At 38.8% G+C, this 22,106-nt stretch carries 19 protein-coding genes; 10 read left to right on the forward strand and 9 right to left on the reverse strand.

The features are described from left to right. Positions 1-2 precede the first annotated feature (2 nt). A complete protein-coding gene (prmA, locus tag BGO88_RS17210) occupies positions 3-836 on the reverse strand; it encodes a 50S ribosomal protein L11 methyltransferase (RefSeq protein WP_273237847.1) in 834 nt (277 codons plus the stop codon). A 178-nt stretch (positions 837-1,014) separates the two neighbouring features. Here prmA and BGO88_RS17215 point away from each other — a divergent pair, with 178 nt between their 5' ends. Then, entirely contained in the window at positions 1,015-2,232 is a 1,218-nt protein-coding gene (locus BGO88_RS17215; RefSeq protein WP_286707715.1) for a porin, read from the forward strand. A gap of 265 nt (positions 2,233-2,497) precedes the next feature. On the opposite strand, the gene BGO88_RS17220 is transcribed toward BGO88_RS17215, so the two are convergent. The 6 genes from BGO88_RS17220 to BGO88_RS17245 form a co-directional block, all read right to left on the reverse strand. Next, a complete protein-coding gene (locus BGO88_RS17220; RefSeq protein WP_286707716.1) occupies positions 2,498-6,445 on the reverse strand; it encodes a choice-of-anchor I family protein in 3,948 nt (1,315 codons plus the stop codon). 195 nt (positions 6,446-6,640) lie between these two features. Continuing rightward, positions 6,641-7,393 carry a triose-phosphate isomerase gene (gene tpiA / locus BGO88_RS17225; RefSeq protein WP_056065756.1) on the reverse strand — a complete coding sequence of 251 codons (753 nt, stop codon included), beginning with the start codon at positions 7,391-7,393 and terminating at the stop codon, positions 6,641-6,643. Next, complete coding sequence (locus BGO88_RS17230; RefSeq protein ID WP_286707717.1) at positions 7,393-7,890, reverse strand: TlpA family protein disulfide reductase; 498 nt, start codon at positions 7,888-7,890, stop codon at positions 7,393-7,395. Before BGO88_RS17230 ends, tpiA begins: the two co-directional genes overlap by 1 nt. Before the next feature lie 110 nt (positions 7,891-8,000). Next, the gene (locus BGO88_RS17235; protein ID WP_056065763.1) at positions 8,001-9,077 is read right to left on the reverse strand and encodes an ABC transporter permease; all 1,077 of its coding nucleotides are present in this window, start codon (positions 9,075-9,077) and stop codon (positions 8,001-8,003) included. Positions 9,078-9,083: 6 nt separating this feature from the next. Beyond that, on the reverse strand, positions 9,084-10,181 hold the full coding sequence (locus tag BGO88_RS17240; RefSeq protein ID WP_286707718.1) for a MauE/DoxX family redox-associated membrane protein: 1,098 nt from the start codon (positions 10,179-10,181) through the stop codon (positions 9,084-9,086). 57 nt (positions 10,182-10,238) lie between these two features. Further along, positions 10,239-10,781, reverse strand: a complete 543-nt coding sequence (locus BGO88_RS17245; RefSeq protein WP_056065768.1) for a DUF1599 domain-containing protein — start codon at positions 10,779-10,781, stop codon at positions 10,239-10,241. Positions 10,782-10,908: 127 nt separating this feature from the next. On the opposite strand from BGO88_RS17245, the gene folP reads away from it, so the two are divergent. Further along, positions 10,909-11,727 (forward strand): dihydropteroate synthase, encoded by an 819-nt coding sequence (folP, locus tag BGO88_RS17250; RefSeq protein ID WP_286707719.1) that lies wholly within the window; start codon positions 10,909-10,911, stop codon positions 11,725-11,727. Between the two features lie 299 nt (positions 11,728-12,026). On the opposite strand, the gene rlmH is transcribed toward folP, so the two are convergent. Then, positions 12,027-12,500, reverse strand: a complete 474-nt coding sequence (gene rlmH / locus BGO88_RS17255; protein ID WP_056065771.1) for a 23S rRNA (pseudouridine(1915)-N(3))-methyltransferase RlmH — start codon at positions 12,498-12,500, stop codon at positions 12,027-12,029. 171 nt (positions 12,501-12,671) lie between these two features. On the opposite strand from rlmH, the gene nadC reads away from it, so the two are divergent. The 3 genes from nadC to priA all read left to right on the forward strand — a co-directional run bounded on the left by nadC (position 12,672) and on the right by priA (position 17,391). Continuing rightward, a complete protein-coding gene (gene nadC / locus BGO88_RS17260; RefSeq protein ID WP_286707720.1) occupies positions 12,672-13,529 on the forward strand; it encodes a carboxylating nicotinate-nucleotide diphosphorylase in 858 nt (285 codons plus the stop codon). A gap of 10 nt (positions 13,530-13,539) precedes the next feature. Then, positions 13,540-14,463 (forward strand): YihY/virulence factor BrkB family protein, encoded by a 924-nt coding sequence (locus BGO88_RS17265; protein WP_056065778.1) that lies wholly within the window; start codon positions 13,540-13,542, stop codon positions 14,461-14,463. A gap of 474 nt (positions 14,464-14,937) precedes the next feature. Further along, positions 14,938-17,391: a replication restart helicase PriA gene (gene priA / locus BGO88_RS17270; RefSeq protein WP_286707721.1), complete on the forward strand. Its 2,454-nt coding sequence runs from the start codon at positions 14,938-14,940 to the stop codon at positions 17,389-17,391. Here priA and BGO88_RS17275 read toward each other — a convergent pair. Then, positions 17,388-18,083 carry a LytR/AlgR family response regulator transcription factor gene (locus tag BGO88_RS17275; RefSeq protein WP_056065783.1) on the reverse strand — a complete coding sequence of 232 codons (696 nt, stop codon included), beginning with the start codon at positions 18,081-18,083 and terminating at the stop codon, positions 17,388-17,390. The two genes, priA and BGO88_RS17275, sit on opposite strands and share 4 nt — an antisense overlap. Positions 18,084-18,257: 174 nt before the next feature. On the opposite strand from BGO88_RS17275, the gene rpsF reads away from it, so the two are divergent. The 5 genes from rpsF to ligA all read left to right on the forward strand — a co-directional run bounded on the left by rpsF (position 18,258) and on the right by ligA (position 22,079). Next, a complete protein-coding gene (gene rpsF, locus BGO88_RS17280; protein WP_056065785.1) occupies positions 18,258-18,599 on the forward strand; it encodes a 30S ribosomal protein S6 in 342 nt (113 codons plus the stop codon). Positions 18,600-18,604: 5 nt separating this feature from the next. After that, the gene (gene rpsR, locus BGO88_RS17285; protein ID WP_020211613.1) at positions 18,605-18,901 is read left to right on the forward strand and encodes a 30S ribosomal protein S18; all 297 of its coding nucleotides are present in this window, start codon (positions 18,605-18,607) and stop codon (positions 18,899-18,901) included. 59 nt (positions 18,902-18,960) lie between these two features. Continuing rightward, the gene (gene rplI / locus BGO88_RS17290; RefSeq protein WP_056065789.1) at positions 18,961-19,401 is read left to right on the forward strand and encodes a 50S ribosomal protein L9; all 441 of its coding nucleotides are present in this window, start codon (positions 18,961-18,963) and stop codon (positions 19,399-19,401) included. A 132-nt stretch (positions 19,402-19,533) separates the two neighbouring features. Then, positions 19,534-20,010 carry a DUF6495 family protein gene (locus BGO88_RS17295; RefSeq protein WP_056065791.1) on the forward strand — a complete coding sequence of 159 codons (477 nt, stop codon included), beginning with the start codon at positions 19,534-19,536 and terminating at the stop codon, positions 20,008-20,010. Between the two features lie 71 nt (positions 20,011-20,081). Beyond that, complete coding sequence (ligA, locus tag BGO88_RS17300; protein WP_286707722.1) at positions 20,082-22,079, forward strand: NAD-dependent DNA ligase LigA; 1,998 nt, start codon at positions 20,082-20,084, stop codon at positions 22,077-22,079. Positions 22,080-22,106: the final 27 nt, after the last annotated feature.

The following is a 22,106-nucleotide window of genomic DNA, read 5'->3' on the forward strand; positions in this document are numbered from 1 at the left end:
GGCTAATTTACGTATTTCAGGGCCACCCAGTTGTTTTTTTGATGTTTTTTAACATAGGTTAGTCCTTTTTCTGTGCACGAAGCATCAATTACAGGAATGTCTTCTTCATAAAAACCGCTTAGGAAAAGCGTGCCTCCCGGATTCAGGCAATCAACATATTGCTGCATGTCTTCCAGTAATATATTTCGGTTGATATTGGCGATAATCACATCATAATTACGTCCGGCAAGTAAAGCCGCATCGCCTTCATAAACGGTAATGTGTTTGCAATTGTTACGCTCGGCATTTTCAATGGAATTTAAATAACACCAATTGTCAATGTCTATGGCATCGATAGGTTGTGCACCTTTCATTTCAGCCAAAATGGCTAAAATTGCCGTTCCGCAACCCATGTCCAACGTTTTCTTTCCCGCTACATCCGTTTCAAGCAGATGCTGAATCATCATGTGTGTTGTTTCGTGATGCCCGGTACCAAAAGACATCTTAGGTTCGATAACGATATCATATTGGGCATCCGTTTTTTCATGAAATGGGGCACGTACATGACAAATTCCATCAACATCAATTGCTTCGAAATTCTTTTCCCATTCTTCATTCCAGTTTACCTGCTCAATTTCTTCTATCGTATAGCTTACGGTAAATTCAGGTGAAGTCAATATAAAAATATCCTCAAGGACATCTTCGGTCCAAAGTGCTTTCTGGATATAAGCCGTAACTCCGAATTCAGTCTCGATAAAGCTTTCAAAAGGTTTTTCGCCCAATTCAGCTACAAGGATTTCCGAACCCAGTTCTTTTGGTTCTACTTTGAAGTGATATCCCAGATAGGTATTTGCCATAACATAAAATTTTTGCAAAGGTAATATTATCATAACATTCGGCGGTTAAAATTAATATTAAGTTTGCGCTATGATAACGTATGTGTATTTTTACACAAAGAAAAATAATATTTGTGTCCTAAGTGTTTCCAAAATGTGAATTTACCTTTGTCGAAAATTACACCAATCAAAACTTAAAATGAAGAAAATTTTTCCTCTCTTTCTATTGTTCTTAGGACTGTCTGCACAAGCACAGGACATTAAAGTTACTACAAAAGACAATGACCTGAAACTTCCCACCTTACCCTATTATAATTTCGGTCGCGGTTTGGGATTAACGTCTCCCGACAGCCTTTTCCAACTGAATATCCGTTTCAGAATGCAGAATAGGGTTACTTATATACAGAATGAAGGTGAAGATGCGGCTTATGACGGGCAAATCAGACGATTGAGGTTGCGTTTTGACGGTTATGTCGGAAACCCAAAATTTCTATACGCTTTACAGCTTTCTTTTGCTCCGGGCGATGTAGGTGAAATTGAAGAAGGTGAAAATATTAATATTATCCGTGATGCGGTAGTCTATTACAGGCCTAACAAAAGCTGGAGTTTTAGTTTTGGACAGACCAAACTTCCGGGAAACAGGCAAAGGGTTAACTCATCCGGAGGTTTGCAACTAACGGACCGCTCTATCAATAATGCAAAGTTTACGATTGATAGGGATTTTGGTTTTCAGGCACATTACTTAAATGATTATGCTGAAAAGTTCTCCTATAATGTCAAAACAGCCGTTAGTACCGGTGAAGGAAGAAACTGGACAAAAAGCAATGACAATGGCGTAGCGCTTACCGGAAAAGTAGAGATTCTTCCATTTGGCGCATTTTCAAAAGACGGTGTTTATTTTGAAGGTGATATTGCCCGCGAGAAAAAGCCAAAACTGATGCTTTCTGCAGCTTTCCAGCAAAACAACCACGCCAGAAGAACACAAGGACAATTGGGTGACGACTTGTTTGAACAGCGAACCATGAAATCAGTCTTGTTGGATGCCATCGTAAAATATGATGGTTGGGCTGCCATGTCAAGCTATATGTCAAGAACTGCCAATAATCCGGTTACGGTCAATCCCGAAGATATTCAGGACATAAAGTATGTATTTGTTGGAAGCGGTATGGACTACCAATTGAGTTATCTTTTCCCAACCAATTATGAAATTATTGGAAGATTCTCTACACAAAAAGTACATGATGATATCAGGCAATATGCACCTAATGCAAAACAATACAGCATTGGCCTTACCAAATACATCTGGGAACATGCTTTTAAATTACAAGGAGAGCTGACACTAGACGACCTGAATTATTTTGACGGAAGTACTAAACAAAACTGGTATTTGAGATTTCAGATAGAAATAGGAATTTAAGAATAAAAAATATATGGTTAATAAGCTGGCTCAAAATGTAGAAGCCAGCTTTTTTAATTCTAAACCTCATAAAACATAATTTTACTACTATTTTTTTGCGGCTCTGCGCCTTTGCGTGAACAGCTCGCAAAGGCGCCAAGACGCTAAGTATAAAAGCCTGTTCAAATATGACAGGCTTTTTTATGATAGAACTTTACGGGATAGCAAATAAAAAGCCGGTTTCAGGACGAAACCGGCTTTTGAAGAAAGGAAGGTAAAAGAAGGATTACTTCACAACAAGTTTCTTTGTAATTCCTTCTGAAGTTTTTACCAGATAAATACCTGATGCGAATGATGAAGTATCTATTGTCAGGGCTTGTTTTGCCTGGTGAATTGATTTTCCTGTATAATCGAAAACTTCGATATCAGCTATTCTGTTAAAGTATACGATTCCGTCAACTGCCGGATTCGGGAACAATACGAACGTTTTAGGCTCATTTTCGAATCCAGGTACAGAAAGGTTTTCTGTGTTTATTTCAAACAAAGTCAACGTACCGCTGATTTCATTAGCCACTACAATATAATCTTTATTGGTAGGGCTGTTTGCAGCTTTGATATACGTAATGCCTTCCGGACCGTGGTCACCGGCATAAGCAGAAACGCTACGGCTATTTTTGTAATCTACGAATTTCACGTCGTTTGGATTGGTAACATCATATACCATAACACCACCAATTCTTTCCAAACCAATAAAAGCAAAAGTTTTTCCGGCAATTTCAGCAAGTGTTACGCCTTCCGGTTCCGGACCTTTGGCACGGCTTCTTCCTTTTGGTGTGTTATCTTCATGATCGGCATTAAAGATTGGATTAATAGATGGTGTCAAAGAAGTATACATTTCAAAATCGTCACCACTGTCAAAAACCAGCTGTTTGGTGTCGGTATTAAAGATAGAGAAGGAACGCCCTCCCAAAGCATAAATTTGTTCAAAATCGGCATCAGCATCTGTATTGCCTGAAAAGGCGGAGACTCTGAATCGACCTGCATTATAGCTTTCTTTTAGCATAGCTGCCTGTGGATAAGCAACAGCATCTAATCCGTAACCTGACGCTCCGATAGTAATACGCTCAACGAATCCTGTGTATTCTTTTTCGTCACCTTCATTAGCTGTTACGATATAATTAGTACCTCCAGCAGCATAAGTAGCGATTCCATCAGGCTGGTAGAATGATTTTATTGGCCAGTTAGCAATCAGGATTTGTCCGTTATTATCAGAAATATCGGCTCCGTTTCCAACTACACTCATATCTTTTGTGCCTAATGCCCAAATAGAAGTGTACGTATTGTTTGTCAGGTTGATTTCGGCTATAGCATTGTTTTCCTGCAAGGCAACCCATGCTTTTTGAGAATCAGCACTAATTGTGATATATTCCGGCTCAAGGTCTTGTGATAGTGTACTTGATGCTTTTAATTTTCTGACACCACCAGCTATTAAAGCCGATTCCTGACTGTTGGACTGTGTAAACAGCATCGTCGTTACGTTAGATTGTGAAAGGGAAGCGATTCCTCCTGAAATATCAATTACACTAACAGAGCCTTCTGGGTCAACTGTATAGTCTGCATTGGGCTGTCCTTCGTTAGCCGTTAGTACTTTTGTGCCGTCCGGAGTGAACGTAATCATATCAGGAAGTGCACCAACCGTAACCTGTTTCTGGAAAACACCATCAGTATTGAAAAACACTACAGAACCGTTTAATGCTTCGTTTGCATTTGGTGAGGCTACGGCAACAACTCCGTTTTTAACGGCAACACTGGTCACACCTCCGTAAGGATTCATGTTGATGGAGTTTACTACCGTCAAGTCTGTTGGATTTGAGAAATCAATAATGTCAAGATAACCTGCCACAGCACTTGTTGTGAACAATCTTTGAGAAGCAGGGTCGTGTACTACAATTTCGCAAGTGCTGCTATTGCTTCCTGACGGGTCAAAACTTCCAATATAATTTAACTGGATATCGTTGTTCGGAACTTTTGCAGCTCTGTCGTTATCCTTGATATAGATGGTAGCCATCGGATTTCCGGTAATTGTATATCCAACAGGGTTTTCAAGGCTCAATACGAAATATTCTGCCTGCTGTTCCGGAGTTGTATCGTCAATAATCGGAATCTGGATAGTCTGTGCCAAAGTGCTGGCAGAAGTAAAGTTTAATGTTCTTGTAGTGAACGTAAAATCATTAGAATCTGCTGTACTGAACGGAGCCGATTTTACAACCAGGTCAACAGAACCCGTTGCCGCAGCAGCAAGATTGACAACAAAATTTAAAACTCCGGAATCTTCATTAACAGTAATAAAATTAGAAGCCAATGATAAGGTAGCATTAAAGCTAAAGTTGTAAGTATAAGGACAAGCCATAGCAGTACCGGAAGCATCCTGGATATTGCTGATGACTAATGCATAATTTGTAGCAGGAGCAAAAGGAACTGAGAAAGTTAAAGTAGCAATGTTGTTTGATACGTTAACCGAACTAAGGTTAGCAACTCCGGTATAATTAGCAACGTTAGAAGCCGAAGCAACATTAAGGTTGGCGTTAAATGTAATCTGAAGAGTAGTGTTGTTTATTACAACAGCATTCTGTACCTGTAAGGAACTTGGAAAATTCCAAACCGGCCACGTTTGAGGAGCTGTACCTCCGGCAATTGCTACCCAATTAGCAGGATTCAGGATTGCCGTTTTTAAAATAGTCGTAGTTCCGGTCTGTACACCATTATAATAAGCGTTTACTGCATTTCCTGCATCGTTGCCTGGAGCAGTTGAAGTGTTTAAGGCACTTGTTCCATCAACCAATCCGGCTGGTAACATCGATAAGCTTCCGCTGCAAGAAGCATTTGTAGTAACCCAACCGTTTGAACTTAGAGCTGTGATATAATTAGGAGCAGCAGCTGTTCCGGAATAAACGATAATCTGATCGCCACCAGAACTTAATCCAAAACCAGAACCTGTAACGGTTCCTTTGCTGGCAATTAAAGCTGAGGTTTGGATTTTCACTACAGAACCGGCCGGAATACATTCGTTAGCACCTACAGTCCATACAATTCCGTTTGGACATTGTGGTTGGGTGTTTGACGTATATTTTGAGTCCGTAAAAGTCAGGAAAGTACCCGGAAGGATATCTACAAAAGTAACAAAAGCAACTTCGTCTTCTGTTCCGGAAGCATTCATTCTATAACCCACAAAGGCCAAATCGCTGGCCTGGAATTGAGTTTGTACCGCAATGGTAGTGAATGAGCTTGAAGTAACCGCTGTTACTGCATTACCACTAAGATCTTCTACCGTATTTGGAAGCAAGGCAACATAATACGTCTGGTTATTAGCCAAATTTGAAGTAGGGTTGATCGTGATGGTATTTCCTGAAATAGTAGCATCGAATGGAACCAAGGCTCCAGATGCGTTATTTAGACGCAATTCTACCAAAGCGTCTACATTCGTATTGTCGATTGCGGCATCATTAACTAATTGGATAGCTTCATTAAAGTTTATGGTAATATTGGCATCTACAGCAATATTGGTACTGGAATTGGCAGGAACATAAGTTACGGTTGGAGCCACAGTATCACCACCGCCAACACTATTGCCTTCAGCAGTAAAGTTGTCAAAACGGTTATTGCCGACAGTTCCTCCGGCTCCAACTTCAAATTCTACTTTTAGTTTAAAGTTGGGATTGTTATCTACAGTTGCAATAGCGCTGAAATCCAATATTTCTAAAGCAGGATTTCCGTTGTTTGGAGCAATGGTAGCAAAAGGAACAAAAGTAGTTCCGTCAACCGTATACGACCATTTTTGGTTTCCGGCTCCGGAACCTGAACGGCGTGTGGCAAACTTTACAATGATGTTTTCATAGCCGGTTGTTGGCAATGCAAATTGCAACGCACCGCCAATCGGGTCGTTAAAACGTAAATGTGTACCTGAAGCGTCATTATTTCTGGCATTCAGATTTTGTACATCAAAATTTTGCCCGGTTCCTCCTGCAAAGTCAATAGTACTGATTCCTCCTGCAATGGCAGTTAACGAAGCACCGGTAACCAATGTCTGCGTTGGAGTCGTAATAGTGGCTACTGAAGCATTGTTGTTAAAATTCCAATAATGGATAAGGGTTTGCCCATTCATAAATTGGGCTGCAAAAAGGAGAAGAAGCATCTGGAGTACTTTTCCTGTTTTTGAGGTGTAGTTGTGTGACATAAGTATGTAGTTGATTAATTCCGACAAAAGTCACTATGTGGTGTTAATCAGCTATTACTGTCTCATAAAAGAATGTTTAAGAGGTGCTATCCGGATGTTTTATAAATGTTAAGGCATAATGCTGGCGTAATATTGCCTTAATAAAAAAGCCCGAATACGAAATCCGGGCCTTTTTTATGTTAATTTATCTGATGCTTATATAGAAGCGACAATAGCAGCAAAATCAGATGCCTTTAAAGCGGCACCGCCAATCAGTCCGCCATCCACATCAGGCTTGGAGAAAATTTCCTTTGCATTATCTGGTTTTACGCTACCTCCGTAAAGGATTGAAACTTCTTCAGCAAGCGTAGCGCTGTATTTAGCAGTAATTGTTTCTCTGATAAATTTGTGCATTTCCTGTGCCTGTTCCGGTGTAGCAGTTTCGCCTGTTCCGATAGCCCAAACCGGCTCGTAGGCAAGAATGATATTTTCCCAGTCTTTGGCTTCCAGATGGAACAATCCGTCTCTTAATTGGTTTTCTACAATATTGAAATGGTTTCCGGACTGTCTGTCTTTTAATTCTTCTCCAAAGCAGAAAATAACCTGCATGTCATGCTTTAGTGCCGTATTCACTTTTTCAGCAAGAAGGGCATCCGTTTCATGGAAGTAAGCTCTTCTTTCAGAATGTCCTAAAATAACAATGCCTACACCAATACTTCTAAGCATATCGGCAGAAATTTCGCCTGTAAAGGCGCCACTTTCGGCCTGGTGCATATTTTGTGCGGCAACACCAATGTTGGTAAATTCAAGATGGTCAACGGCAGAAGCCAGATTAACGAAAGTAGGAGCTACAATGATATGGGCTTCTACATCGTTTGGAAGTTTATCAATCAGGTCATTTAGTAAATCTTCTGTTTCTTCAGCGTTTTTGTGCATTTTCCAGTTGCCTGCAACAATCTTTTGTCTCATTATTTTAGTTTTTTTAAAGTAGCGTTTATTTTATCAAAATCGGTTTCAATAGCTCTGTAGATAGCAATTTTTCCTTTTTTATCAATGACGATATATCTCGGAATCCAATCCAGGTCAATCGCTTTTCCAAATTTACCTTTCATACCGTCCGGAGCCAGGTAATGCTCCCCTTTAAGGTCATGCTTTTCAATTCCGGTTTTCCATTTGTCGGCAGTTTTGTCCATAGAAATAAAGATGTAATCTGTCGTTGGACTTTTTTCCTGCATATCCTTGACTTTCGGCATCGCCTTAACACAGTCACCACACCAGGAAGCCCAAACATCTATTACAAGAGTTTTTCCTTTGTGTTTGTTCAATATTTCCTTAAAAGAGATTTCTTTTCCGTCTAATGTCTGTAATTTTTCAGTCAGTGCTTCCGGAGAAAATTCGCTTTTTTGCGCTTTAGAACAAGAAATGGTTCCTAAAACGACAAGAAGTGATAAGAATATTTTTTTCATTGTTTTTTTTCTTAATGTGATAAGCAAATATACTACTAAGTTTTCAGAAAGATTTATTAAATATTTCACCCTGGCAGGGTTTCAAACCCTGCCAGGGTTGGTAATAAAATTTACTGCAATCGAATCTTCGGGTCTAAATACGCATATACCATATCTACCAGTATATTAATCACTACAAAAGTTGTAGCAATCACCAATACCGAACCCATAATTACGGGCAGGTCTAAATTATTTAAAGCCTCTACAATTTCTTTTCCCAAGCCGTTCCAGCCAAATATAAATTCTACAAAAACAGCTCCTGCCAACATCGAAGCAAACCAACCTGAAATAGCCGTTACTACAGGATTCAGGGAGTTTTTTACAGCATGTTTCCTTATAATCTGGAATTCTGATAGTCCTTTAGCGCGGGCAGTTCGGATATAATCCTGTCCAAATGTTTCTAACAGCGAATTACGCATTAGTTGTATCACAACACCCAATGGTCGAATACCCAAAACAATTGCTGGAAGTACTATGTTTTTCCATTGAATGTAGTGTCCTTCTCCAAAATCATCTACCTCATACAAACTTCCTGTCATGTTTAGTCCGGTATATTCGTGCAGCAGGAATCCAAAAAGCCAGGCGAACAAAATGGCACTGAAAAAGGAGGGAATACTCATTCCAAGTGTACTTAACAAAGCGATAAGTCGGTCGAGCCAGGTGTCTTTGTAGAGTGCCGAAACTATTCCCAGCAGAATTCCAATTACAATGGCAATAATAATAGCAAATAAAGCCAACAGAAAGGTATTGGGTAACGTATTTCCAATCACATCCGATACTTTCTTGCCACTTTTCTGAAAACTTTCGCGCAGGTAAGGCGTTTTTAATACGACTTCATTATTTCCGATTGAAAACAAACGCAGGGCATTGTATTTTCCTTCCGTAAGAAATGTATAATCCTCCTGATTTTTGCTGTGGAAAGAAACAGGGGAAAGGTCGTTGAGGTAATATAAATATTGTGTAGAAATAGGCTTGTCAAATCCATATTTCTTCTTGACAATTGCCAATTGTTCTGAATTTTCATTCTGGTCAAGCATCATTCTTGCCGGGTCACCGGGCAATACATTAAATAAAAAGAATATGACTGTGACAACTCCGAAAAGTGTCAGCAGTGCATATCCTATTTTATGTACTAAGTATTTAATCAACGATGCTTATTTTTTAAGCTCTGAATAGCTTTTTTTCAAGACACTCTGCAGTTCAGAACCTACGAATTTCTTTTCGTTGATACCGTCCCATTCTTTGATTTTGTTTCCATTCCAAAGGTAAATGACGCCCGGAGTATCTTTACTGGTGCCTAAAAGTTTCCAGAAAGGAATCACTTCCAAAACTTTATACGGATATTCTGTACCTGCAAATTTGAAGAAATCAGGAATCTTTTCAGGTTCTTCGTTCATAAATAAAACAGATACTTCCGGGAAGTTTTTGTTTTTTGCTCTCATTTCTGCCAATTCTTTTGCAACATCGCGGCAATGGTCACAACCCGGAACAAAAAGACAGATGATTTTCTTGCCTTGGTCTGCCTTACTGAAATACTGCGCATAACCTGATTTTTGCGGAGCAGGCTCATCGGCTGCTTTAGCTTCTGCTTCAACAACAGGAGTTTCTGCAGTTTTAGTTTCCGCAGCAGGAGCTGTCGCTAAAGAATCGGCAGATTGTGTTGGGAAAGTATCTAAAGATTCAATAGGCAGGGCAGAAGCATCGTCAATATTGCCTTCTACCGCTTTTGGCTGTATAGGAGCCATCATAAAAATTGCTAGTATACACGCAAGAGTAACAGTTGTCAGTACCCAGAAATTCTTTTTATCTGTAGCTCCTTTTGGTAACAAATACAGCAAATACGCCAGGAGCACAATTGCAATAACATTTTTGATAATAGCCTCAATTGGCGTCATAGGAAGCAGGCTGCCAAAGCAACCGCAGTTTCCGGTATTACCACCATTTTGAATGGTATCAATGGTTAAGTGCGTTGTAAATACGACAAGCATCAATATCGTAGCCGGAATTACCCATTTCTTTAAATAATGCGGCTGGAGCAATAAAAGACCCAAGGCCAATTCAATCCCGATTAATATTCTGGAAAAGAAAACAGAAAAATCTTCTGAAAATCCCATCGGATAGAGCTGTTTTACTTCAAATGTAGAAATAGCAAAATAAGGGGACGGGTATAATTTAGCTACGGCCGAAATTAGAAATAAGAAAGAAATCAGGATACGGATGGTCCAGGGCAGGTATTTTTTAAAGTTTTCCATGAGTTTAAGTTTTCTCAAAAATAAAGCTAATGCTATATCTAATTTGTTAATGAGTTGTTATTTGGCAAAACCCATCAGAATCAGGGCAAAAACAGAATAGTTAATCATATCCTGATAATTGGCATCAATACCTTCAGAAACAATAGTTTTTCCTTTGTTGTCCTCAATCTGTTTGACGCGCAATAGTTTCTGTAAAATCAAATCGGTTAGGGAACTCACTCTCATATCACGCCAGGCTTCGCCGTAATCATGGTTTTTGGCTTCCATTAAAGCTTTTGTCAAAGCTACCTTTTCATCATAAAGCTGTGTTGCTTTTTCCGTATCCAAATCCGGCTGGTCGACCACACCCAAATCCAATTGGATAAGCGCCATGATAGAATAGTTGATAATACCGATAAATTCTCCCGTTTCATCCTCATCTACTTTACGGACGTCGTTTTCCTGAAGGCTTCTGATTCGCTGTGCTTTAATAAAAATCTGGTCGGTTAGCGATGGCAGTCGCAAGATGCGCCACGCACTACCGTAATCCTGCATTTTGTTGATATATAAAGAGCGGCAGATGCCAATGATGCGGTCAAATTCTTGAGAAGTACTATTCATTATTTGGTGTATCTTTGTATGAAATTTGTCCAAAAATAGTGAAAAAAGGTTTAGGGCGAAAAGCAAAAAGCCTTGCAACAGACAATTTTCCAATCCAATAAAAAATATAAAGACGAGAACCAGTCAAATGAACTGCAAAGGAACGCTTATCGACCTCTCAACTCCCAAAGTAATGGGAATATTGAATATCACTCCCGATTCTTTTTATGATGGAGGAAAAAATGACAACGAACAGGCTATCATTGATAAAGTAAAACAGATGTTGGATGAAGGCGCTACTTTTATTGACATCGGAGCCTATTCCTCAAAACCCAATGCCGAATTTGTTTCCGAAGCGGAAGAATTAAACAGGCTTATTCCCATAATCGACCTGTTGGTAAAAGTTTTCCCGGAAATTATTATCTCTGTTGATACATTTCGAAGTGGGGTGGCCAAAAATGCCATCGAACATGGAGCGGCAATCATTAATGACATTGCTGCCGGAGGATTAGATGACAAAATGATGGAAACCGTAGCCAGATATAATGTGCCTTATATCATGATGCACATGCGTGGCAACCCGAAAACGATGCAAAGCCTTACGCAATATGATGACATCATTAAAGACATGCTTTACTATTTTTCCGAAAAAGTAAACCACGCCCGAAGCCTTGGCATAAACGACATCATAATCGATCCCGGTTTTGGCTTTGCAAAAACCACTGAGCAGAATTTTGAAGTAATGAACAAACTCGAACTGTTCCAAATGCTTGAATTGCCAATCCTGTCAGGCATTTCCAGAAAATCCATGATATACAAAACATTAGGTACCACACCACAGGAATCCCTGAACGGAACCACAGTCCTCAATACAATTTCCCTACTCAAAGGCGCAAAGATTTTAAGAGTTCACGATGTAAAAGAAGCCTTAGAAACAGTTATGCTCTGTCGAGCAGTTGATAATTGATAGTTTATAGCAGTTGTTAGTTGATAATGGATAGGCTTTAGTTATTAGTGGGTTTAGATAAGAAGTGTTTGTTTTAGAGAATTTTTGATTTAAGATTTTAGAGAAAGCTGGTTCTATAAATAAATTTGTTTATACCGCAAGCCCAACTAAACACTATCCACTATCATCTATCCACTACAACAACTATCCACTAAACACTATCCACTATCATCTATCCACTCCAACAACTATCCACTAAACACTATCCACTATCATCTATCCACTCCAACAACTATCCACTAAAAACTATCAACTATCCACTATTGATGATGGTATGGTTCATTCCTCAAAATAGTAAAACCTCGATACAACTGCTCAATAAAAAACAAACGAACCATCTGGTGCGAAAACGTCATGGCAGATAACGAAATCTTTCCCTGAGCCTTAGCATAAACGGCCTCTGAAAAACCATAAGGGCCGCCAATAACAAAAACCAGGGTCTTGATGCCTGAGTTCATCTTCTTCTGCAATTCTTCAGAAAATCCGACACTCGAAAAACTCTTACCATTCTCATCTAGCAACACAAGCTGGTCTGTGGCAGCCAATTTTGATAAAATCAATTCGCCTTCCTTTTCCTTTTGCTGCGCTTCCGAAAGATTCTTTACATTTTTGATATCCGGAATAATCTCCAGCTCAAACTTAATATAGAAAGACAAACGTTTTTGATAATCGTCAATCAGCGTTTGTAACGATTTATTGTCGGTTTTTCCAATGGCGATAAGCTTGATGTTCATTTTTTTCTAAGATTTTAGATGCTAAGTTTCTAAGTGTTGCACGGCAAAGATAAGCCTATCTCATCAGGAATTCAAAAAATAGAAAACCCGGTAAATTGTGGGCAATTAAATAAAGCAAACAGCATTCAAGTCTAAAGATTTTATTATTTTAGCTTCAATTAAAATGGCAAGATGATTTCAGAAGCACAGTTTCAAAACGAATTAAGACTAATCATAGAAAACGGAATACGCGAAGATGTAGGCGATGGCGACCATAGCTCATTAGCCTGTATTCCCGCAACAGCACAAGGAAAAGCCAAGCTTTTGGTAAAAGACGAAGGTATTATTGCCGGAGTGGAATTTGCCAAAATGATTTTCCAATATGTTGATAAAGACCTGAAAGTAGAAACATTCATTCAGGATGGAACACCTGTAAAATACGGTGACGTTGTCTTTCATGTTAGCGGAAGCTCACAATCCATACTAAAATCAGAACGCCTGGTGTTAAACGCCATGCAGCGTATGTCTGCCATAGCAACCAAAACCCAATCCTTTGCCCGACTTTTGGAAGGAACCAAAACCAAAGTACTGGACACCAGAAAAACAACACCCGGTATCCGTGCTATTGAAAAGTGGGCGGTGAAAATAGGAGGAGGAGAAAACCACCGGTTTGCATTATATGATATGGTCATGCTAAAAGATAACCATATCGATTTTGTCGGAGGAATTACCAAAGCCATCCAAAAGACAAACGACTATCTAAAGCAAAACAATCTGGATTTAAAAATAATAGTCGAAGCAAGAAACCTGGATGAAGTACGCGAAATCCTGCAATCGGATAACGTTTACAGAATACTGCTCGACAATTTCGATTATGATATGACCCGTACAGCTGTAGCTTTAATTGGTGACCAATGTCAAACGGAATCTTCAGGAAATATCAATGAAAAGACAATCCGAAATTATGCGGACTGTGGTGTCAATTACATTTCATCCGGAGCGCTGACGCATTCAGTCTATAATATGGATCTTAGCCTAAAAGCCATCTAAAACAAACAAGGTGACAAAGATAATAGAAGACAAGCTCGAAAAAATTCCCGTAATTCGTCCGCTAATGCATCTCACGCAGCGTATCAAGCTGCCGTGGCTGGAGGGATTATCGCTTTACGACCTGCTCGAACTCTATTTTATCGGAATTGCCAAAGGAGCCTTCTCCTATAGGGCGAGTGCGATTGCTTTTAGCTTTTTCATGGCGCTCTTTCCATTTGCGCTCTTTATCCTAAACCTGATTCCGTACATTCCCATTGAAGGATTTCAAGCCGATTTCCTGAAATTCGTAGAAGAAAGCGTACCGCCCAATACCTATGAAGCCATCTACAAAATCATCAATGATATTTTAAATAACAGTTACCGCGGATTACTTTCCTCGGGTTTCCTGCTTTCTATCTTTTTGATGGCGAACGGTGTCAATGCCATATTGGGAGGTTTTGAAATTTCAAGACATATTACCGTCACCCGTGGCTTTTTTCGTCAGTATGCTGTGGCTTTAGGTATAGCCATTATATTATCGTTCCTGTTAATTGTAACTGTTTCCTCCATTGTCGTTTTCGAATACATCATACAGCGTATGAAAAGCGAAGGTTTGTTTGAAAACATCAATTTTGTTAGCATTGGCCGTTTTGTATTCGTTGGATTAATGATTCTGACGGCAACCTCCATACTCTTTAAATTCGGAACCAAACAAACCCGACGCCATTCCTTTTTTAGCATAGGTTCTGTCTTTACTACCATTTTAATTATACTGACTTCCTTTATCTTCGGGATTTATGTAGTGCGTTTTGCAAAATACAACGAACTCTATGGTTCTATCGGAACACTGCTAATTCTGATGATTTATATCTGGTTGAATTGTATGATTCTTTTGTTGGGCTTTGAGTTAAATGGAGCTATTAATCGATTAAAGAGAAAGAATTTGTTTAATTGAGTTTTTGCTAAGGTTCTAAGTGGCTAAGGTGCTGAGTTTCTAAGTTTTGTTCATTCTACTAATATTAAAATTCAGCGTAAATCCGCGTCATTGGTTTAGGCAAGCTACTGAGTTCCTAAGTTTTGTTCATTCTAATATTAAAATTCAGCGAAAATCCGCGTCATCGGTTTAATCCGCGTTCAATTTTAAAGGCTCTAAGCTACTGAGTTTCTAAGTTTTGTTTATTCTGATTTGAAAACCCGCGTAAATCCGCATTTAATTTTAAAAGGTTCTAAGGAGGGCAAGCTACTGAGGTTCTGGGTTTTGTTTATCCATATTTATAAATCCGCGAAAATCCGCGTCATCGATTTAATCCGCATTCAATTTAAAGATTCTAAGTGATTAATGTGCTAAGGTTTTGTTTTGCATTATAATTATTGAATATAGAACTATTCAGGCAAACCCTTATCTTTGTAAAAACCAAACAGCCTTTAAATGTATTTTGTAGAAGTCATTCTTCCTCTGTCTTTATCTAAAACTTTTACCTACAGGGTTTCAGAAGCAGAATACAATTACATTCAAAAAGGAATGCGTATTGCAGTGCCATTTGGCAAAAGCAAAGTGTATACGGCATTGTCTATAGAATTGCATCAAAATGAACCTGCTCTATACGAAGCCAAAGAAATCCATCAGATTTTAGACGAAATTCCAGTCGTAACCGAAATCCAGATTACCCATTGGCAATGGATAGCTTCGTATTATATGTGTGCCATTGGCGATGTATATCGTGGTGCCATGCCTTCGGCTTTACTGTTAGAAAGTGAAACCATCATATCGCAGAAAAAAGAAACCGAAGTTGACGAAACGCAGCTTTCTGACGATGAGTTCCTTATTTATGAAGCCTTGCAACACCAAAGCTCTCTTAAAGTATTGGATATTGTAGCCTTATTAGGCAAGAAAAATGTTTTTCCGACAATCCAAAAACTTATCGATAAAAAAATACTGGCGGTTCAGGAAGAAGTAGTAGAGTTGTACAAGCCCAAACTTACTAAATATATCCGTCTGCATACAGATTACGTCGACGAACAGAATCTGATAGCCTTAATAGATAATCTAAATAAAAAGGCACAAAAGCAAAAAGAAATTCTATTGAGTTATTTTCAACTCAATGCTTCTCAACAAAAACCTGTTTCCGTAAAACAGCTTTTAGAACATTCTCAGGCTACATCTGCTGTGGTAAAGGCATTGGTAGATAAAGCCATTTTTGAAGAATATTATATACAGGAAGACCGTGTTTCTTTTGATAAAAACCAAAAAGAGAATAACCTTCAACTAAGTACAGCCCAACAAAAAGCATTCGATGAAATTTCAAACGCTTTTGAAGAGAAAGAAGTATGTCTGTTGCATGGCGTAACTTCCAGTGGTAAGACCGAAATCTATATTAGGTTGATAGAAAGCTATATTGCCTCGGGAAAACAAGTGTTATATCTTTTGCCGGAAATCGCGCTTACAACCCAATTGGTCGGACGATTGACGGCTCATTTCGGTAATCAGGTCGCCGTATTCCATTCCAAATACACTAATAACGAACGGGTAGAAGTATGGAAACAGGTATTGGAAAATTCTCCAAAAGCAAAGATTGTAATAGGGGCAAGGTCGGCACTGTTTCTGCCGTTCTATGACTTGGGACTTATCATTATTGATGAAGAACACGAGCAGACGTTCAAACAATACGACCCGGCACCAAGATACCACGCCCGCGATGCGGCAATTGTTCTGGCAAACTATTTCAAATCCAAAGTGCTTTTAGGTTCTGCCACGCCAAGTCTGGAAACGTATTTTAATGCGTCCGGAGGCAAATACGGTTTGGTAGAAATTACCGAACGCTTTGGAAATGTAATGCTACCGGAAATTGAATTGGTCGATCTTAAAGACAAGTACTTCCGAAAAAGAATGAAAGGTCATTTTAGCGATACACTGCTCGAATACATGGCAGAAGCGTTGGCTTTAGGCGAACAGGTAATATTGTTCCAAAATCGTCGTGGCTATTCACCTGTTTTGGAATGTATGACCTGTGGTCACGTTCCTGAATGTCCGCAATGCGACGTGAGCCTGACCTATCATAAGCATAAAAACCAACTAAGGTGCCATTATTGCGGCTATGCGATGGCAAAACCAACCCGTTGCCATAACTGTTCAAGCGTAGACCTTACTACCAAAGGATTTGGTACGGAACAGATAGAAATGGAGCTGGCCGGATTGTTTCCCAATAAAAAGACAGCCCGTATGGACCAGGATACTACCCGTGGCAAATACGGCTATGAAAAAATATTGGACAGCTTTAAAAATCGGGAAATAGATATTTTGGTAGGAACCCAAATGTTGGCCAAAGGTCTGGACTTTGATAATGTTTCCCTGGTAGGTATTATGAATGCCGATAATATGTTGTACCATCCGGATTTTCGTGCTTTTGAAAGAAGTTATCAGATGATGACACAGGTTTCAGGCAGGGCAGGGCGTTCCGGGAAAAGAGGGAAGGTCATTATTCAGACCTACAACCCGAACCATAACACAATCCAGCAGGTTACCAACAATGATTATATGGGGATGTACAAAGAACAATTGTATGACCGGCATATTTTTAAATATCCGCCTTATTTCCGACTCATCAAGATTACACTCAAACACCGTGATTTTGAAAAACTAAAAGACGGTTCCATGTGGCTGTATCAGGTCATGAGCCAGAATCTCGACCTGCCGGTATTAGGGCCTGAAGAACCGGCTATAGGCAGAATCAGGAATGAGTACATACGCACCATCCTAATCAAGATTCCCCAAAACCAGCCATTAGGAAGCACAAAAAAAACTATCCAGAAAATACTGAATAGTTTTGAAACGGTATCGCAATACAGACCGATTAAAGTGGCCGTAAATGTTGATTTCTATTAAGCCGAAGCCAAAGCTTTCACCAAATCCTCTTTTTTATTTCTGCTCAAAGGAATTTTGGTCACACCAATCTCGGCAAACTTGCTGTTGAATTTGTCTACCTTGTCAATATTAATGATAAACGATTTATGAACACGGATAAAGCGTTCTTTTGATAAATCGTTTTCAAACGACTTCATGGTCGATAATACAAGGTGGTTCTCGTCTTCAGTGACTACTTTAACATAATCGCCATAAGCTTCAATCCATTTGATTTTAGAAGTAAAGATTTTTAATTTTTTCAGGTTACTCTTGATGAAAATGTGTTCGCTGTCTTCATCAATATTTTCTTTACGAAGCAGATAAAGGTCCATGGCTCTTTTTACCGCAGCATTGAAACGCTGGGGTGAAATAGGCTTCTGAAGGTAATCTGTTGCATCATAATCAAATGCTTTGACGGCATATTCTGCTTTTGAGGTAATAAAGATAATCTGTGGTTTTACTTTTAATCCGTCAAGCAAATCAAATCCATTAATGACAGGCATTTCAATATCTAAAAAAATAAGGTCCACTTCTTTATTGGTAAGACAATTTTTAGTTTCAATGGCATTGGAAAAATCGCCCACCAAGTTCAGGTTTGGATGATTTGCAACCAATTTGGTTACTGTCATTCTTTGTATGGCACTGTCATCTACTACAACACAATTCAATTTCATAATAAATCAGAATTTATAGATTGGGTACGATAAATGTAGAACAATTTTTTTATTAAAAAACAATATTTTCCGCATTTTTTTGTAATTCATCGAATATAATTGGATTTCGCTTGTGCATTAAAAATAAATAGTTACTTTTGCACCCAATTTTATAACAAATAAAATCATTGTATTATGAATCACTATGAAACTGTTTTCATCTTGAATCCCGTTTTATCTGAAGTACAGGTAAAGGAAACAGTAAGCAAATTCGAAGATTTTCTTACTTCCAGAGGTGCAGAGATGGTATCAAAAGAGGATTGGGGCCTAAAAAAGATGGCTTACGAAATCCAACACAAAAAAAGTGGCTTTTACCACCTGTTTGAATTCAAAGTAGCTCCTGAAGTATTAATTGCTTTCGAAACTGAATTCAGACGTGACGAAAGAGTAATGCGTTTCTTGACTGTAAGTCTTGACAAACATGCAATTTCTTGGGCAGAAAGAAGAAGAGAAAAACTAAAAGCATCTAAAGCGTAATTATTATGTCTACGATTGAACAATCAGCAAAAGGAAAAAAAGACGGAGATATCAGATATCTTACGCCTTTAAATATTGAAACAAACAAAACTAAGAAGTATTGCCGTTTCAAAAAATCAGGTATCAAATATGTTGATTACAAAGATCCTGATTTCTTATTGAAATTCGTTAACGAGCAAGGGAAAATCCTTCCACGTCGTTTAACAGGAACTTCATTGAAATACCAAAGAAAAGTGTCTGTAGCTGTTAAAAGAGCAAGACATTTAGCTTTAATGCCATACGTGGCCGATTTATTAAAATAGTAAAAACAAAGTTGTTGGTTTCACAATGAAACCTAACTTCTACAAATAAGGACAACAACATGGAACTTATATTAAAAAAAGACGTTCAAAATTTAGGTTTTAAAGATGATATCGTAACTGTGAAAAACGGATACGGACGTAATTACTTAATTCCACAAGGATTCGCTCACATGGCAACTCCTTCTGCGAAAAAAGTATTGGCTGAAAACCTAAGACAAAAAGCGCACAAAGAAGCTAAAATTGTTGAAGATGCTAAGAAATTGGCAGAAGCACTTAAAGCTCTTGAAATCAAAATTTCAGCTAAAGCTGGTGGTGAAAAACTTTTCGGTTCTATCACTAACATCGATATCGCTGAAGCTTTGGAGAAGCAAGGTCAATCAATCGACAGAAAATTCATCACTTCTGGAATCGTTAAGCGTACTGGTAAATACAATGCGACTGTAAGATTACACAGAGAGGTTATCGTTGATTTGCCTTACGAAATCGTAGCTGAAAAATAATATTTTCAATACTGAAATATAAAAGTCCCGATGAAAGTCGGGATTTTTTTTTAAATTATAGAAAAGCTTTAAGCAATAAGCCGTAGGCATTACGCTTGTGGGAGCTTAAAGCCTATAGCTTACAGCAAAATAATGAAATACAAAAGATTAACAAAAGAACAGTTTGAAGCGCTCCATATGGAATTTGCCAATTTTTTGGCAACGCAGTCAATCGATAAGAAGGAATGGGATGCCATCAAGGCTGAAAAACCGGAAGTTGCCGAGCAGGAATTGGATGTGTTTTCTGATTTGATTTGGGAAGGCGTTTTGACAGGAGCTCATTATTTGGAACATTTTTCTAAAAGCTATATCTTTCTTTTCCATTGTCAGGAAAAAGTAATCAAGTCAATCGTACTCAAAGCGCTTATTCCGGAAGTCGATTTTATGACCCGCGAAGGATTGCAGTGGTTGAGTGACAATATGTTTACTGAAACGGTAGAGATTAAGATAGGGCAGAAAGAATATGAAGAGGAACGGAACGATGCTATTTTTAACCTGATACAGCAAGGAGCTATCCTAAGTGACGGCCAATTGTATTTGCAGGTCAACGGCATAATTCAATCGTCATAAAATCGTATTATTTATTGGAAATTGGTTATTTTAGTGCTCTGTTTACAGAACTAAACTAGCCAATTTTTTTTATGGATATTCAGAGTACCATCCAATCATTGCGGGAAGAACTAAATCAGCATAATTACAATTATTATGTTTTGGACAATCCTACAATCTCAGATTATGATTTTGATACAAAACTGAAAGAGCTGCAGGAGCTTGAAAGCAAACACCCCGAGTTTTTTGATGAAAATTCCCCGACACAGCGTGTGGGAGGGATGATTACCAAAAACTTTGAAACCATTACCCATAAAAACCGAATGTATTCTTTGGATAACTCCTATTCAAAAGAAGACGTTTTGGATTGGGAAAAAAGAATCCAAAAAATATTAGGAGATGTGCCGCTGGAATATACCTGTGAATTGAAATATGACGGAGCTTCTATTTCAATTACCTATGAGCACGGAAAATTAAAACGTGCCGTAACGCGGGGAGACGGATTTCAGGGCGATGATGTAACCAATAACGTCAAAACAATCAAATCGGTTCCATTACAGTTAAAAGGCGATTATCCGGATAGTTTTGAAATACGCGGTGAAATTATTTTGCCGTTGGAAGGTTTTGCCAAAATGAATCAGGAATTGATAGAGATTGGCGAAACTCCCTATTCAAACCCAAGAAATACTGCATCAGGTAGTTTGAAGTTACAAGACAGTTCTGAAGTGGCAAAACGTCCGTTGGATTGCCTTCTATATACTTTTATTGGTAATGATGTTAAATTCTCAACCCATTTTGAAAGCCTTGAAAAAGCCAGAAGTTTTGGGTTTAAAGTGCCTAAAGAGGCCAGGTTGGTAAAAAGTATTGAGGAAGTTTTTGACTTTATCGATTACTGGAACATTCACCGTCATGAATTGCCTTATGAAACCGATGGCGTAGTTGTAAAAGTAAATAACCTGCATTATCAGGAAGAATTAGGCTATACTTCCAAATCACCGCGTTGGGCGATTGCTTATAAATTTAAGGCAGAACAGGTTTCTACACGGCTGAATTCTATTTCCTATCAGGTGGGACGTACCGGAGCGATTACGCCGGTTGCTAATCTCGAGCCGGTACAATTGGCGGGAACCATTGTAAAACGAGCCTCATTGCATAATGCAGACCAGATTGAAAAACTCGATATTCGTGTTGGTGATGAAGTTTTTGTAGAAAAAGGGGGCGAAATTATTCCGAAAATTATAGGTGTAGACTTTACAAAACGCTCTTTAGATTTACTGCCAACCGTTTATATTACAAACTGTCCGGAATGTCAGACAGAGTTAATCCGTAAAGAAGGCGAGGCCCAGCATTATTGCCCGAACTTTTACGGATGCCCACCACAAATTATAGGCAGAATCCAGCATTATATTTCCAGAAAGGCAATGGATATTGAAGGACTTGGCGGAGAAACAGTAGCCTTGTTATTTAACAACAATCTGGTACAGAATTACGCTGACTTGTATGACCTTACCGTCGAGCAGGTAATTCCTCTGGAAAGAATGGCGCAGAAATCAGCAGAAAATCTCGTCAACGGAATCGAAAAATCCAAAGAAGTTCCTTTTGAAAGAGTCCTGTTTGCTTTAGGAATCCGCTATGTGGGTGAAACCGTTGCAAAAAAATTAGCAAAACACTACCAAAATATCGATAACCTAAGTAATGCCAGCCTGATGGATTTGATTTTGGTAGATGAAATTGGCGAACGTATAGCGCAAAGCGTCATTGAATTTTTTGAAAATCCGGAAAACCGAATTATCATCCAGAGATTGCGTGATTATGGCGTTCAGCTCGAATCCAAAACCGTATTTAATCCGGATGCAACAGATAAACTGGCAGGAAAAACCTTTGTGGTTTCGGGAGTATTTGAAAAATTCTCACGCGATGACCTGAAGAAATCCATTGAAGATAATGGCGGAAAAGTAGGAAGCTCTATTTCTGCCAAAACAGACTATGTGGTAGCCGGCGATAATATGGGGCCTGCCAAACTGGAAAAAGCCAATAAACTGAATATCCCGATTATCTCAGAAGATGATTTTATAACAATGCTAGGATAACCAAGCATAGGTTTTACAAACTTATAC

The organism is Flavobacterium sp. 38-13, from assembly GCF_001899155.1.
GTDB classification, from domain to species: domain Bacteria; phylum Bacteroidota; class Bacteroidia; order Flavobacteriales; family Flavobacteriaceae; genus Flavobacterium; species Flavobacterium lindanitolerans.

What these genes read in the sequence shown, in the direction of transcription:
- prmA (WP_273237847.1), bottom strand. Translation starts at nt 836, where the DNA reads ATGGCAAATACCTATCTGGGATATCACTTCAAAGTAGAACCAAAAGAA.
- BGO88_RS17215 (WP_286707715.1), top strand. Translation starts at nt 1,015, where the DNA reads ATGAAGAAAATTTTTCCTCTCTTTCTATTGTTCTTAGGACTGTCTGCA.
- BGO88_RS17220 (WP_286707716.1), bottom strand. Translation starts at nt 6,445, where the DNA reads ATGTCACACAACTACACCTCAAAAACAGGAAAAGTACTCCAGATGCTT.
- tpiA (WP_056065756.1), bottom strand. Translation starts at nt 7,393, where the DNA reads ATGAGACAAAAGATTGTTGCAGGCAACTGGAAAATGCACAAAAACGCT.
- BGO88_RS17230 (WP_286707717.1), bottom strand. Translation starts at nt 7,890, where the DNA reads ATGAAAAAAATATTCTTATCACTTCTTGTCGTTTTAGGAACCATTTCT.
- BGO88_RS17240 (WP_286707718.1), bottom strand. Translation starts at nt 10,181, where the DNA reads ATGGAAAACTTTAAAAAATACCTGCCCTGGACCATCCGTATCCTGATT.
- BGO88_RS17245 (WP_056065768.1), bottom strand. Translation starts at nt 10,781, where the DNA reads ATGAATAGTACTTCTCAAGAATTTGACCGCATCATTGGCATCTGCCGC.
- folP (WP_286707719.1), top strand. Translation starts at nt 10,909, where the DNA reads ATGAACTGCAAAGGAACGCTTATCGACCTCTCAACTCCCAAAGTAATG.
- rlmH (WP_056065771.1), bottom strand. Translation starts at nt 12,500, where the DNA reads ATGAACATCAAGCTTATCGCCATTGGAAAAACCGACAATAAATCGTTA.
- nadC (WP_286707720.1), top strand. Translation starts at nt 12,672, where the DNA reads ATGATTTCAGAAGCACAGTTTCAAAACGAATTAAGACTAATCATAGAA.
- priA (WP_286707721.1), top strand. Translation starts at nt 14,938, where the DNA reads ATGTATTTTGTAGAAGTCATTCTTCCTCTGTCTTTATCTAAAACTTTT.
- BGO88_RS17275 (WP_056065783.1), bottom strand. Translation starts at nt 18,083, where the DNA reads ATGAAATTGAATTGTGTTGTAGTAGATGACAGTGCCATACAAAGAATG.
- rpsF (WP_056065785.1), top strand. Translation starts at nt 18,258, where the DNA reads ATGAATCACTATGAAACTGTTTTCATCTTGAATCCCGTTTTATCTGAA.
- rpsR (WP_020211613.1), top strand. Translation starts at nt 18,605, where the DNA reads ATGTCTACGATTGAACAATCAGCAAAAGGAAAAAAAGACGGAGATATC.
- rplI (WP_056065789.1), top strand. Translation starts at nt 18,961, where the DNA reads ATGGAACTTATATTAAAAAAAGACGTTCAAAATTTAGGTTTTAAAGAT.
- BGO88_RS17295 (WP_056065791.1), top strand. Translation starts at nt 19,534, where the DNA reads ATGAAATACAAAAGATTAACAAAAGAACAGTTTGAAGCGCTCCATATG.
- ligA (WP_286707722.1), top strand. Translation starts at nt 20,082, where the DNA reads ATGGATATTCAGAGTACCATCCAATCATTGCGGGAAGAACTAAATCAG.